The sequence below is a fragment of the Nocardia transvalensis genome (assembly GCF_015477765.1).
Lineage (GTDB): Bacteria > Actinomycetota > Actinomycetes > Mycobacteriales > Mycobacteriaceae > Nocardia > Nocardia transvalensis_A.
Window position 1 is genome coordinate 93,726 of record NZ_JADLQQ010000019.1, and the last position, 13,392, is coordinate 107,117.

Below are 13,392 nucleotides of genomic sequence, written 5' to 3' on the forward strand. Positions count from 1 at the left end.
CGAACAGAGAGGGACCATTGATGATCTCGTTGCGTGCTCGATTCACCGGTGCCACCCTGACCGTCGGCGGACTGGCCGCCGCGGCGGCCCTGCTCGTCTCCGGAACCGCCTCGGCCGGCGTCGCCGACTATCTGGAGCCCCTGGCCACCACGACCTGTTCGTCCGCACAGTTCAAGGACACGCTGAACGCCAAGTATCCGGACCTGGCCAGGGCGCTGCCCGAAGAGAAGATGAACCAGCTGACCACGATCCTCGACGTGCCGGTCGACCAGCGACAGCAGCGGATCAACGAGCGCCGCGCCGAGATCGAGCAGCGCATCCACGACAACCCCGAGACCGCCCAGCTCCTACAGGACAACCCGCAGACCGGCGAGGTGGTGCGGCAGATCTTCCAGGACGTCGCCAACAGCTGCCAGGGCTGACTATCCGGGCAGCCCATGAGGTACGTCACGTGACGGCCCTCACAGTTTTCTCACGATTGGTTCAGATCGAAATCAGACGGGGAGCCTAACGTCGAATCGCCCGTTGCGGCGGCAGCCCGCCGCCGCAACGGGGACGCTCACGAACCGAAAGGCTCTCGTCCATGACTCTGCGTGCCCGATTCGCCGCTGCCACCGGTGCCACCGCCCTGGCCCTCCTGATCCCCGGCACCGCCTCGGCCGACCCCACCGAACAGCTTGCGCCGCTGTTGGATTCGACCTGCACCTTCAGCCAGGTGGATGCCGCCCTGCACGACCAGGCTCCGCAGCTGGCCGCGATCCTGGACGCCAACCCCGACGAGAAGGCCCAGTTGCAGCAGCTGTTCGACCAGCCCGTCGAACAGCGCCGCGCCCAGGTCCAGCAGTACCTGCAGCAGCACCCGGACCAGGTCCAGCAGGCCGAGAACGACCCGCGCGCCGCCCAGGCCCGTCAGATCATCCGGTCCGTCGCCGACACGTGCCACAACTACCCGGCATGATCCCGGCGGGATGACGAGACGGCGAGGTGAGGCCAGCCTCTCTCGTCATCCCGGCGAAGCCGGGAACAATGAACCTCGTGACGAGCGAGCGGGAGACTCCGATTGTGCTGCTGGTCGACGACGACGAGGATTTGCTGGCGTCGGTCGAGCGGGGGCTGCGGCTGTCCGGGTTCCAGGTGCTGATCGCCCGCGACGGGGCCGAGGCGCTGCGCTGCGTGAGCGAGCAGTCGCCCGATGCCATCGTGCTCGATATGAATATGCCGGTGCTCGACGGCGCGGGCGTGGTGACGGCGCTGCGGGCGATGGGTAACGAGGTGCCGATCTGCGTGCTGTCGGCCCGCAGCTCGGTCGACGACCGGATCGCCGGGCTGGAATCGGGGGCCGACGACTATCTGGTCAAGCCGTTCGTCCTGGCCGAGCTGGTCGCCCGCATCAAGGCGCTGCTGCGCCGCCGCACCGACACCGCCACCCCGGCCGCGCCGGGCACGATCACGGTGGGCCCGCTCGACATCGACGTGGCGGGCTATCGGGCGCTGCTGCACGGCCGCGAAATCGAGCTCACCAAGCGGGAATTCGAGCTGCTGTCCACGCTGGCCCGCAACGCCGGTGTGGTGCTGAGCCGGGAACGCCTGCTGGAGCTGGTCTGGGGCTACGACTTCGCCGCCGACACCAATGTGGTCGACGTGTTCGTCGGCTACCTGCGCCGCAAGCTGGAGTCCGACGGGACGCCGCGGCTGCTGCACACCATCCGGGGAGTCGGGTTCGTGCTGCGGGCACCGAAATGACCTCCGGCACCGGCAGGCGGCGACGCCGGTCGTATTCGCTGCGCACCCGCGTGGCGGCCGCGGCGGCCCTCGGCGCGCTCATCATCGCCGCCGTGCTGAGCTGGGTGTCGGTGCGCGCGTTGGAACGCAACAACCTGTCGCAGGCCGATCAGGAGCTGACCCTCGTCTCGCGCGTAGTGATGATCCAGCCCGAATGGGCGGTGGTGCTGCTGGCGTTCCTTCCGGCCAAGAAGGACATCGCGGTCACTATCCACGACAACGGCGCCGTCCGGGCCACCACGACCGTGCGGCTGCCGGTTCTCGATCCGGGCCCGCACACCCTGACCATCGACGGCACCCCCTGGCGGGTGCTGACCACCACCGAGAACCAGCCGGACGGCCGCCAGGTCTCGATGGGCATACCCCTGACACAGGCCTATCGCACCACGGCCGAACAGCGCCGCTGGGTGCTGGTCGCGGCCGGGCTGGCGGTGGCCGCGGCGGCCGGGCTGGGCTGGGTGTTCGGCGGGCGCGCGGTGCGCCCGATCGCCGATCTGACCCGGCAGGTCGGCGCCCACAGCGGCACCGGCGAGCCGCGCGCACCGGTGGACGGTTCCGGCGTCCGCGAGGCCGAACAGCTCGCCGAGGCGGTGAACTCGCTGCTGGACCGGGTGAACAAGGCACAGGCCACGACCGCGGCGGCGCTGGAGACCGCCCGCGACTTCGCGGCCGTCTCGGCCCACGAACTGCGCACCCCGCTCACCGCGATGCGCACCGATCTCGAGGTGCTGGGCACGCTGAACCTGGACGAGAATCAGCGCAACGAGATCCTCACCGATCTGCAGCGCAGTCAGGGCCGGGTGGAGGCGACGCTGGCCGCCCTGGAACGACTGGCCGCGGGCGATCTCACCAACGAACGCGACCATGTCGAAACCGATGTCGCGGAGCTGGTCGACCAGGCCGCGCACGACGCCATGCGGCACTTCCCCCAGCTGACCGTGCGCATCGAGACCGATCCGGAACTGATCACCCGCGGCCTGCCCACCGGCCTGCGACTGGCCGTGGACAACGCCCTGGCCAATTCGGCACGGCACGGCAAGGCGACCCAGGCGCTGGTGTCGGCGCACCGCACGCCCGACGGATACATCGTGATCTCGGTCGACGACAACGGCCACGGCATCCCGCCCGAGGAACGCGATGCCGTATTCGAACGCTTCTTCCGCGGCAGCCAGGCCAGTAAGGGTGGTTCGGGACTGGGATTGGCGCTGGTCGCACAGCAGGCGCAGTTGCACGGCGGCCGCGCCTATTTCGACGACGGCACGCTGGGCGGCGTGCGGCTGGTGCTGGCGTTGCCGGACCGACCGGCCCCCGCGACCCTTACCGAACCCTCAGACGGACGCCAAATGTAGTGCAAGGACGGCCCCTACAGTCGGTGGGGTGACCGGAAAACGTGCTCGCTGGATCCTTCTCGTGGTAGCCGTCGTCGCCCTCGGCGCGATCGGTGGCGGCCTGGTCTGGTGGTTGCGACCAGAATCGGCGCCTACCGGGATCGCACTGGTGAACAACGACACCGGACCGACCGGCGCCAAGGTCGTGAAGGCATTGCAGGCCGGCGGCGGCCACGACTGGCAGGCGGTGCAGGCGAGCGACGCCGATACCTCCGAGTACGCGGCGGTGATCACCCTGCCCGCCGACCTGTCCTCCTCGGTCGGCTCGCTGGCCACCGCACAGCCGCACCGGGCGCAGGTCACCGTGGCCACCAACAAGCACGCCGATGCGAATCTGGTCAACGATGCGGTGAACCAGGTGACCCAGCGGATCAGCGCGGCGGGCGTCGACGAGACGCTGGCCGCCATCACGACCGCGCGTGGGTCGGTTCAGCAGGTGGCGTTCACGACCCAGATGTTGGGTGCGGGTGTGCAGATGGCCGGCCAGGCGTCGGATCGGTTCGGTGGCGGCGCCGGTCAGATGCTCGGCTTCCTGAACACCGCCAAGAACGGCGCGAGCCAGTTGACCTCGGGGATAGGTCAGCTCAACGACGCGCTCACCGCGGCGACGAGCCAGGCCAACAGCCTGGCGAGCGCCCTGGATGCGACCGGCGTGACCATCGGCCAGGTGAATCAGTCGGCCACCGCCGTGACCACCGGCCTGGACCAGGTGCTGCCGCTGCTGCGGTCGCTGCCGTTCGCGGGCGATCCGCGGCTGGCCGACGTCATCGGCAAACTCGATGCGCTGCGCGGCATTTCCGGCCAGGCCAGTTCTCAGCTGTCCGGATTCGCCCAGCTCACCGGCAGCAGCACCGATCCGAATACCCCGGTGGGCACGCTGCTGCGCGATGCGGCCAACCGCTTGACCGCCGCGGGCGCGCAACTGAATCAGGGCGCGGAGCTTGCCAAGCAGGTGCCGCAGATCGCCGATCAGGGTGCGAGCCAGCTGACCGCCGCCATGCAGGCGCTCACCGGCGGCGTCGCGCAACTCCAGCAGATCGTGTCGAACCTGACAACGCAGACGGGCAAGGCATTGAATGCCCTGCCCGCCCGCAGCAGCAATCAGCAGTCAGCGATCGCGACGAACCTGAGCAACCCGGTCGACGTGGTGCGCAGATAACCCGCGATCACACCATCAGTTGCCGACGTTGAGCAGGTCGATGATGAAGACCAGGGTCTTGCCGGACAGCTGGTGTCCCGCACCGGCGGGGCCGTAGGCCAGTTCCGGCGGGATGGTGAGCTGACGGCGGCCGCCGACCTTCATGCCGGGGATGCCCTCCTGCCAGCCCTGGATGAGGTTACGCAGGGGGAAGGTGAGGGACTCGCCGCGGTTCCAGGAGGAGTCGAATTCCTCACCGGTGTCGTACTCCACGCCGACGTAGTGCACCTCGACGGTGCCGCCGGGCACCGCTTCGGCACCGTCGCCCTCGATAAGGTCCTTGATCTGCAGGGTGGTGGGCGCGGGGCCGTCCTGGAACTCGACTTCCGGCTTGGTCATGCGTCCTCTTCCGTTCGATGGATAAAGCCGACGTAGGGTTCACCATATCGCCGTGTTTCAAACCAGGGACCGTACCCGGCCCGCAATCGCCGGGCACTCGCAGGCAGGATGGGTGCCCGTGGCCGACGTGATCGATATCGCCGACCCCGCCGATCCGCGGGTCGCCGACTTTCGGGACCTGAACTCCGCCGACCGCCGTCCGGATCTGCCGGGCCGCAAGGGTCTGGTGATCGCCGAGGGCGTGGTCGTGGTGCAGCGCATGCTGGCCTCGCGGTTCACGCCGTTCGCACTGTTCGGAACCGGCCGCCGCCATGAGCAATTGGCCGCGGACCTGGCCGATGTCGACGTGCCCTACTACCGCACCACGGCGACGGTGATGGCCGAGGTGGTCGGATTCCACCTCAATCGCGGGGTGCTGGCCGCGGCCCGCCGACCGCCCGAGCTCACCGTGGACGACGTGCTGGCGTCGGCACGAACGGTCGCGGTGCTCGAGGGGGTGAACGATCACGAGAACATCGGGTCGATCTTCCGCAATGCGGCCGGGCTCGGCGCCGATGCGGTGCTGTTCGGCGACCGCTGCGCCGACCCGCTGTACCGGCGCGCGGTGCGGGTGTCGATGGGACATGTGCTGCGCGTTCCGTTCGCCCGGCTGCCACGCTGGCCGGACGATCTGGAGTTGCTGCGGGACAAAGGATTTCAGATCATTGCCCTGACCCCGAATCCGGCCGCCGCCACCCTGGCGAAGGCCATGACCGGTGATCGGGTGGCACTGCTGCTCGGCGCCGAGGGACCGGGCCTGACCGAGGAGGCGATGTGCGCCACCGATGTTCGGGCCCGGATCCCGATGACACCGGGTACCGACTCGCTGAATGTGGCCACCGCCGCCGCGATGGCCTTCTACGAAAGGGTGCGCACATCGTGATGCCGACCCCCTACCGGCACGCTCCGGAACCCACGCCGTGGGCACCGGGGGTAGCGGTCGCGATCTTCGTCGCGGCACTCACCGCGGCGGGGGTGTTCTCCTTCGGCGCCGCACTGGCACAGGTGCATTGGCTGCTCGCGGTGGCGGTGAATCTGATCGCCGTCGGCGGCGCCGCCCCCACGGCCTGGCGCTGGCGCGACACACCGGTGACGCGCTGGGTGCTTGCGGGGATGGCCGCGGGAATTCTGCTGGGCTGGGTAGCCCTGCTGGTGGCGGCGCTGGCGTAGCTTCTTCCGTCCTTCCGGCGTGCTTTCGGCCGCAATCACGACACCCGGTCGCGCCCGCGCAGCCAGCCGAACCAGCGGCGGCCGTTGTGGGTGGGGGCCGGGGGCTTTTGCGGAGTGACCGGGGGCGGGGCCTCACCCTTGGGGTAGAGGCTGAATCCGCATACCGCGATATCGGTCGGCTTCAGCGCGTCCTCGGACCTTGCTCCGCGGTAACGGAATCCGAGCCATTCGAAGTTGGCCTCGTCCGCGAAATCCGGCGGATCGAAGGGCAGGATCTGCGGATCGGGCAGTTCCCCGGGCTGCAGTTGCACCGGATGCTCGCCCGCCCAGAAGGGCCGTTCCCAGATCAGCGGCAGTCCTTCGTCCTCGAGGATGTTGACGCGGGTGGCGCTGAACGCACGCCGGAATTCGCCGCGCTCCCAATGCGCGAACGCGCCCCAGCCGCGCGGAATGTCGTAGGAGATCAGATAGGTCTGTTCGGAGGCCAGCGGGCGCACCAGCAGTTCCGGCAGTGTCGTCGGGCGGCCCAGCGCGGCCTGGGTCGTGCACACCACCGTCACCCCCGGATAGCAGCCGATGTACACCGACCCCGGATCCGGTCCCGCCCACACCTTCAGCGTGCCCGAGGCGGCCGGGACCACATCGCGATCCGGATTGAGCTGCTTGGCCAGGGCCAGGGCGGCCTCCGGATCGGGATCCGGGTGCGCGCGCAACACCGCCACCGGGTCGGGATCGTCGACGTACCAGAGGGACGAGGCTGTAGACGGCACTTCCGCTCCTCCCGGTCCTCGTGCTGCCCTCCGCCGCGGGAAGTGCAGCTACTATCGAGCAAACCTCGGATACCGAGCGCCGCATCGGCGGCATATCAAAAATCTACCCCTCCAAGGCGCGAAACCGTTGCCCTTCGCATCCTGGACGGGCGTGTCAAGAACGGTGGCGAACCTAGTGGCCCGAGCTGCGCACGCCGAGGAGCACGTCCTCCCAGGACGGCATGGGTGCCTTGCCACGCTTGGCGCGGTTGGACTTCTGCGCGGGTTTGCCGGTGCCCGACTGCGCGGGCGCGGAGGTTTTGCTCGCCGCGGGCGCGGCAGGGGCCGATTCCGCGGCAGGGGCCGGGGCGGGCGTCGAATGCGCCGGGGCGGCAGGCGGGTTGGCGGCGGGCGGCGGCGTGGCCGGAGCCGACGGCGCGGGGCTCTTGGACGCGGGAGCCTTGGCTGCGGGCGCGGTGCCCTTGGCGGCCACGGGCACCGCGCTGCCACCGACCGCGGCACGTGGCTCGTAGTACTCGTCGAAGCTCGCGCCGCTCTCCCCCGCGGTGGTGGTCGCCGCGGCCGGGGCGGCCTCCTCGCGCGGTGCGGGCGCGGCGGGTTCGACCGGCGCGGGCTCGGCGGCCGGCTCGGGCAGGATGGTGGCCAGACCGCGCAGGGCCCGGCCGAAATCGGGATCGATCAGATCCGTCGCCGGATCGTCCAGGGGCACCACCGAACCGCCGTGGGCGTCGGGCTGGTAGCGCCAGTGCGCGGCGATCACCGAACGGCCCGCCTGCCACTGCAATTGCGCGACCCAGTAGTTCTTCTCGTCCTTCCAGGCATCCCATTCGGCGATGTCGATATTGTGCCCGCGCTCGGCGAAGGCGGCCGAGACGATATCGATGAGGGTCTCGACGGCCGGACCGTCCTTGCGTACCGGGTGGGCCTTCTGCGCGAGTTCGGCGGCGCGGGCCCGCTCCAGCAGCACCGGGTAGGCAAACCGCTCGACCCGGCTGGCGGGCATACCGGATTCCTCGGTCACCTGTTCCACGGAGGCACCCGCACGGATACGGGCCTGGATATCGCGAGGACGCATCGTAGCTTCCATTTCGATCTCTATCTGGCCGAATCGGGCAAGGTCTCCGCGGGCGGCGGCGCGCAGTTTCTCGTCGGCGGGCAGCCGGTACTTCTGGCCGGTTTCGGTATCGATGCACACGATGTGCGCGGAATCGGGCGTCAATCCGATCACTCGAAGTTCACGCACCGTTACCTCCTTATCGCTGCGTCGATCACAGCCAGGCTCGCGACACCGCCCACGTTATGGAACAGTAGTGCACTTCTGAGATTCGTGTGGCAAGACACGCGCGCCGAAATCTCTCACGAGACCCCGGCGCGCGCTAATCTGCTCTGTTCTGATCTCAGCCCAGGCGTTCGACGACCCAGTCGACGCAGCGGGTCAGCTGGGAGACGTCCTCGGGGTCGATGGCCGGGAACATGCCGATGCGCAGCTGGTTGCGGCCCAGTTTGCGGTACGGCTCGGTGTCGACGATTCCGTTGGCGCGCAGCACCTTCGCCACCTGAGCGGCGTCCACCGACTCGGCGAAATCGACGGTGCCGACGACCTGCGAGCGGTGCGCCGGATCGACGACGAACGGGGTGGCGTATTCGCTCGATTCGGCCCACGAATACAGCCGCGAGGAGGAATCGAGGGTGCGCTTGACCGCCCAGTCCAGGCCGCCGTTGCCGTTGAGCCATTCGATCTGATCGGCGAACAGCAGCAGGGTGGCCAGTGCCGGGGTGTTGTAGGTCTGATCCTTGGTGCTGTTGTCGAGCGCGATCGGCAGCGACAGGAACTCGGGGGTGTAGCGACCCGAATCCTTGATTTCGGCAACCCGTTCCAGGGCCTTGGGGCTCATCAGCGCGACCCACAGACCACCGTCGGAGGCGAAGCACTTCTGCGGCGCGAAGTAGTACACATCGGCGTCGGCGACATTGACCGGCAAACCGCCCGCGCCCGAGGTGGCGTCGATGGCGACGAGCGCATTCTCCGAACCCGCCGGGCGCTGCACCGGAACCGCGACGCCGGTGGAGGTTTCGTTGTGCGCCCACGCGATCACGTCGGCGGCCGGATCGGCGACCGGTTCGGGCGCGGTGCCCGGATCGCTGGAGATCACGATGGGATCGCCGATGAACGGATTCTTCTTGGCCACCGAGGCGAACTTCGAGCTGAATTCGCCGTAGGTCAGGTGCAGCGAACGCTCCCGGATCAGGCCGAAGGCCGCCGCATCCCAGAACGCGGTGGTGCCGCCGTTACCGAGCACGACCTCGTAACCGTCGGGCAGCGAGAACAATTCGCGCAGGCCCGAGCGCACCCGCGCCACCACGTCCTTGACGGGCTTCTGGCGGTGGCTGGTGCCCATGACGGACGCGCCCACCTCGACGAGGGAACGCAGTTGCTCGGGGCGGACTTTCGACGGGCCGCAGCCGAACCGTCCGTCGGCGGGCTTCAGATCGTCGGGGATGGTCGGGAACGCAGCGGTCATGGCACCAGACTAGAGGCTGGCCGGGCGGTCGAATGCGGTGGGTCACCCGCAACTTTGTGATTCGTATGACCGTATTACCGTGACGTCGGTCACCATCCGGCTACCGTGGGGCTGTGAGCGAGCTTGCGAGCGAACCATCGACACAGCGCGCCTTGCGCACGGCGGCGCCGAGCGCCAGCGAGGTGACGTCGTGAGCATGGCCGCGTACGACGAGTCGGGCGTCGCACCCTTCGGGTCGGCGGCCGCGACGGCCTCGGGTTGGGGCGCATATGCCGGTCTGCTGAGCAGGCTGTCGACCCAGCTCGAATCGCACGGATTCGCGCTGCGGCACGGCGCGCTCTCACCGACCGCACGCCGCGAGCTACTGCTGCGCGGCCTCGCGGGCACGGCCACCATCCTCGGCGTGCGGCCTCGCCGCACCGAGCCCGGGCACCGCTTCTGGGTGCGCCTGCAGATCGAGGGGCAGCTCCCGTACGAGACCAGGGTGCGGCAGCGCGTGAGCGAGGCCGACCTCGACCTGATGCAACCCGGCGATATCGTCGGCTGCCGGGTCGACCCGGGCGACCGCGACCGGGTGGTGCTGTATGTGCCGAGCCCGGAGGAGGCGACCCGGGTCAGCATGTCGAAGATCCTCGCCGACGGCCGCCGCGCCGATGCCACGGTTTTGGCCGCCACCCCGATCGCCGCCGACTACTCCGGCCGCGACGATCCGGTGCTGCGCCTGGATCTGGAGCTGCGGGCCTGGGACGAGCCGCAGCCCTGGCGGGTACGCGTCGTCCAGCCCGTACCGCTGACCGCGATCGAATTGGTCGACCTGGGACGGCATCTGGAGGTCGCGTTCTTCACCGTCGACCGCGGCGAATCGGTGGCCGTGGATTGGGCCGCCTCGCTGGCGGATCCCTAGGGCAGCTTGACGAATTCGAAGCCCTGGGCGCGCAGTTTCGGCAGGGCGATCAGCATGCCGGGGGCCGTGCCGGAGCGCGGGCGATGCATGTGGGCGATCGAGATCGCGCCGGGCTGCGCCTGCGCCATGGCCCGCTGCACCTGGGCCGCGGAGTAGGTGGCGCCCGCGTCGGCGTTGATGCTGAAACCCACGGGCTGTTCGCCCAGGTCGCGCACGATCGAGACCGCGACATCGTCGTAATGGGCGGTGCCGGTGCGGAAGAACCGCGGCGGGTGTCCCAGCAGTTTCGTCAGCGTCTCGTGGTTGCCCCACACCTCGTCGACCGCCTGTTGCGGCGAGGCGGTGCCGGGGATCTCGTAGGCGGCGCGCCCGTTCACCGACAGCGGGCAGTGCCGGGTGCCGTGATTGGCCAGCTCGAACAGCGGATTCGCCGCCAGCCGCGCGGCGCGCGCGGGATCGGCGTCGATCCAGCGCTTGTTCAGGAACAGCGTCGCCGGAATCTGCTGCTCGATGAGGAAATTCACCAGCACGTCGTTGATTTCGTCGTTGTGCGGGCCGCCGCAGGCATCGAAGGTCAGCGCCATCTGCTTGCCGTCGGCCGGGACGCCGGTGATGATGCCCGGCAGGTCCATGCCCCACCGACTGGGTTGGTGCCCAGCGTATTTCGCGGCCACCGCCTGCGGTGCGGCGGTGTGACCGACCGGCGCCCGCACGGGCACCGGACCGGCCGAGGTCGCCTGCGGTGCGGCGGTGGTGGTCGCCGGTTCCGGCGAATTACCCTGTGCCGTACTGCATCCGGTGGTCGCGAAGCCCGCGGCCAGTGCCGCGCCCGCGACCAGCAATCCACGCCTCGACAGTCCGCCATCCGCCACGGACCGGATGTTACGCGATGCCGACCGGTCGGTCGACGTTCACGCCGCGCCCGCGCGCCGCGGCCTGGGCAGGACCGAAATCTCCAGCGCTACACGACGAATCGCCCCGCCGGATCGGCAGGGCGATTCGATCGGTGAGACCTACTTGCGAACCACGTTGTCCCACCCGGCGACGCTCGCGGCGGGACGGGGCTGCGGGCCGGTGTAGATGGCGGCGGGGCGGACCAGCTTGCCCAGCTGCTTCTGCTCCAGGATGTGCGCACACCAGCCCGCGGTGCGCCCACAGGTGAACATGGCGGGCATCATGTGCGCCGGCACCTCGGCGAAGTCCAGGATCACCGCCGCCCAGAATTCGACGTTGGTCTCGATAGCACGGTCGGGACGGCGCTCGCGCAGCTCGGCGAGGGCGGCCCGTTCCAGTTCGGCGGCCACCTCGAAACGGGGTGCACCCAGGCGCTCGGCGGTGTCACGCAGCACCCGGGCGCGCGGGTCCTCGGCCCGGTACACCCGGTGGCCGAAGCCCATCAGCTTCTCCTTGCGGTCGAGGATGCCCTTGACCAACGCGCGGGCGTCGCCGGTCTGCTCGACCTCCTCGATCATCGGCAGCACGCGGGCCGGGGCGCCGCCGTGCAGCGGACCGGACATGGCGCCGATCGCGCCGGACAGGCAGGCCGCCACGTCGGCGCCGGTGGAGGCGATCACGCGGGCGGTGAAGGTGGAGGCGTTCATGCCGTGTTCGGCGGCCGAGACCCAGTAGGCGTCGATGGCCTCGATGTGGCGCGGATCCGGATCACCCTTCCAGCGGGTCATGAACCGCTCCGTGATGGTGTCGCACTCGTCGATCTTCTTCTGCGGCACGGCGGGCTGATAGATGCCGCGCGCGGACTGCGCCACATAGGACAGAGCCATCACCGACGCGCGGGCCAGATTCTCCCGGGCGGTGTCGTCGTCGATGTCCAGCAGCGGCTGGTAACCCCAGATCGGGGCGAGCATGGCGAGGCCCGCCTGCACGTCGACCCGCACGTCGCCGGTGTGCACGGGCAGCGGGAACGGTTCGGCGGGCGGCAGGCCGCGTCCGAACTCGCCGTCGACCAGCAGAGCCCACACATCGCCGAAGGTCACCTTGTTGGCGACCAGGTCCTCGATGTCGACGCCCCGGTAGCGCAGCGCACCACCGTCCTTATCGGGTTCGGCGATGTCGGTGGTGAAAGCCACCACACCTTCCAGACCACTGACGAAGTCGGGGGGTACGGCAGGACCGGTGGGGGCCGCAGCGCTGGTAGTCATGTTGTGACTCTCCTTGCAAATCGGGCCGCACGATCTGTGGGCGGCCACGCGGTATTCGATGGGCGCCCGTCGCGGGCGTGCTCGTCGTTTCCGCTCCAGGGACGCGCGCCGATCACCTAGAACCTTAGTCGGTCGCCTACTGCGGAGTAACGTCTGGTCCATGCGCGACGAGCAGAATTCACCTGGCTCACCCGAGAGCGAAACGCGGGGCGAAACAGCCGAGGTCGATCCCGCGCTGCAGGCGCACATGGATATCGCCGCCATGCGCGCCGAATACGGCGGCGACCCGGATCTGGACGAATCGTGGCTGGCCGACGGTTGGGAACCGTTGCTGCGCAGCTGGATCGAGCAGGCCACCCGCGCCGGTATCGCCGAACCGAATGCGATGGTGCTGGCCACCGTGGAGCTCACCGACACCGGACCGCGCCCCGCCTCGCGCACCGTACTGTGCAAAGGACTTTCCTCCGAGGGTGTGACCTTTTACACGAATTACGGATCCGACAAGGGGCGGCAATTGGCCGCGGTTCCCTTTGCGTCGATCACCTTCGCCTGGCCCGCACTCGGGCGGCAGGTGAATCTGCGCGGCCCGGTCCGGCAGGTCGCTCCCGAGGTGACCGCGGTCTATTGGCGTTCACGCCCCCGCAATTCCCAGTTGGGAGCCTGGGCGTCGGATCAATCGCAACCGATCGCCTCCCGCACCGACCTCGACCGCGTCCTGACCGAGGCCACCGCCCGCTTCGAGGGCGTCGACCAGATCCCCGTCCCCGCGAACTGGGGCGGCTACCTCCTCCGCCCCGACCAGGTCGAATTCTGGCAGGGCCGCCGCAGCCGCCTCCACAACCGCATCCGCGTCACCCTCGACCCCGGCACCACCGACCCCGCCGCCATGAAACTCCAGCGCCTCCAGCCCTGACCCCGGCCTCCAGCCCTGACCCCGGCCTCCAGCCGGGGAATAAACAAGGCCGCCGCCAGGAATGAATGGGGCCACTCACCTCACATCCCTTGGCTCCGGCGGCCCCACATCCCTTGGCTCCGGCGGCCCCACATCCCTTGGCTCCGGCGGCCCCACATCCCTTGGCTCCGGCGGCCCCACATCCCTTGGCTCCGGCGGCCCCACATCC

General features: G+C 69.3%; 15 protein-coding genes. 9 read left to right on the forward strand and 6 right to left on the reverse strand.

What is annotated here, in order from left to right; genetic code table 11:
- Positions 1-20 precede the first annotated feature (20 nt).
- From IU452_RS37445 to IU452_RS37465, 5 genes are all read left to right on the forward strand, one after another.
- Positions 21-422: a hemophore-related protein gene (locus IU452_RS37445; RefSeq protein ID WP_195114007.1), complete on the forward strand. Its 402-nt coding sequence runs from the start codon at positions 21-23 to the stop codon at positions 420-422.
- Positions 423-583: 161 nt separating this feature from the next.
- Positions 584-958: a hemophore-related protein gene (locus tag IU452_RS37450; RefSeq protein WP_195114008.1), complete on the forward strand. Its 375-nt coding sequence runs from the start codon at positions 584-586 to the stop codon at positions 956-958.
- Between the two features lie 77 nt (positions 959-1,035).
- Positions 1,036-1,743, forward strand: a complete 708-nt coding sequence (locus tag IU452_RS37455) for a response regulator transcription factor (protein WP_416382410.1) — start codon at positions 1,036-1,038, stop codon at positions 1,741-1,743.
- On the forward strand, positions 1,740-3,131 hold the full coding sequence (locus tag IU452_RS37460) for a sensor histidine kinase (RefSeq protein ID WP_195114010.1): 1,392 nt from the start codon (positions 1,740-1,742) through the stop codon (positions 3,129-3,131). The genes IU452_RS37455 and IU452_RS37460 overlap by 4 nt, the downstream gene beginning before the upstream one ends.
- A gap of 28 nt (positions 3,132-3,159) precedes the next feature.
- Positions 3,160-4,329, forward strand: a complete 1,170-nt coding sequence (locus IU452_RS37465) for a YhgE/Pip domain-containing protein (RefSeq protein ID WP_195114011.1) — start codon at positions 3,160-3,162, stop codon at positions 4,327-4,329.
- A gap of 15 nt (positions 4,330-4,344) precedes the next feature.
- Here the strand turns inward: IU452_RS37465 and IU452_RS37470 are convergent, their stop codons facing one another.
- Positions 4,345-4,707 carry an FKBP-type peptidyl-prolyl cis-trans isomerase gene (locus IU452_RS37470; protein WP_195114012.1) on the reverse strand — a complete coding sequence of 121 codons (363 nt, stop codon included), beginning with the start codon at positions 4,705-4,707 and terminating at the stop codon, positions 4,345-4,347.
- A gap of 118 nt (positions 4,708-4,825) precedes the next feature.
- Here IU452_RS37470 and IU452_RS37475 point away from each other — a divergent pair, with 118 nt between their 5' ends.
- On the forward strand, positions 4,826-5,629 hold the full coding sequence (locus IU452_RS37475; protein ID WP_195114013.1) for a TrmH family RNA methyltransferase: 804 nt from the start codon (positions 4,826-4,828) through the stop codon (positions 5,627-5,629).
- Entirely contained in the window at positions 5,629-5,916 is a 288-nt protein-coding gene (locus tag IU452_RS37480) for a DUF2537 domain-containing protein (protein ID WP_195114014.1), read from the forward strand. Before IU452_RS37475 ends, IU452_RS37480 begins: the two co-directional genes overlap by 1 nt.
- A 35-nt stretch (positions 5,917-5,951) precedes the next feature.
- Here the strand turns inward: IU452_RS37480 and IU452_RS37485 are convergent, their stop codons facing one another.
- The 3 genes from IU452_RS37485 to serC all read right to left on the reverse strand — a co-directional run bounded on the left by IU452_RS37485 (position 5,952) and on the right by serC (position 9,208).
- Complete coding sequence (locus tag IU452_RS37485; protein WP_195114015.1) at positions 5,952-6,686, reverse strand: DUF6928 family protein; 735 nt, start codon at positions 6,684-6,686, stop codon at positions 5,952-5,954.
- A 172-nt stretch (positions 6,687-6,858) separates the two neighbouring features.
- Positions 6,859-7,929, reverse strand: a complete 1,071-nt coding sequence (gene sepH / locus IU452_RS37490; protein WP_195114016.1) for a septation protein SepH — start codon at positions 7,927-7,929, stop codon at positions 6,859-6,861.
- 154 nt (positions 7,930-8,083) lie between these two features.
- Complete coding sequence (gene serC, locus IU452_RS37495; RefSeq protein WP_195114017.1) at positions 8,084-9,208, reverse strand: phosphoserine transaminase; 1,125 nt, start codon at positions 9,206-9,208, stop codon at positions 8,084-8,086.
- Between the two features lie 196 nt (positions 9,209-9,404).
- On the opposite strand from serC, the gene IU452_RS37500 reads away from it, so the two are divergent.
- Entirely contained in the window at positions 9,405-10,112 is a 708-nt protein-coding gene (locus IU452_RS37500; RefSeq protein WP_228819426.1) for a hypothetical protein, read from the forward strand.
- Here the strand turns inward: IU452_RS37500 and IU452_RS37505 are convergent.
- Complete coding sequence (locus IU452_RS37505; RefSeq protein ID WP_324193040.1) at positions 10,109-10,984, reverse strand: polysaccharide deacetylase family protein; 876 nt, start codon at positions 10,982-10,984, stop codon at positions 10,109-10,111. The genes IU452_RS37500 and IU452_RS37505 overlap by 4 nt on opposite strands.
- Positions 10,985-11,125: 141 nt before the next feature.
- A complete protein-coding gene (locus tag IU452_RS37510) occupies positions 11,126-12,271 on the reverse strand; it encodes a citrate synthase 2 (RefSeq protein WP_195114018.1) in 1,146 nt (381 codons plus the stop codon).
- A gap of 160 nt (positions 12,272-12,431) precedes the next feature.
- Here IU452_RS37510 and pdxH point away from each other — a divergent pair, with 160 nt between their 5' ends.
- Positions 12,432-13,184, forward strand: a complete 753-nt coding sequence (gene pdxH / locus IU452_RS37515) for a pyridoxamine 5'-phosphate oxidase (RefSeq protein ID WP_195114019.1) — start codon at positions 12,432-12,434, stop codon at positions 13,182-13,184.
- The last annotated feature ends 208 nt before the right edge of the window (positions 13,185-13,392 follow it).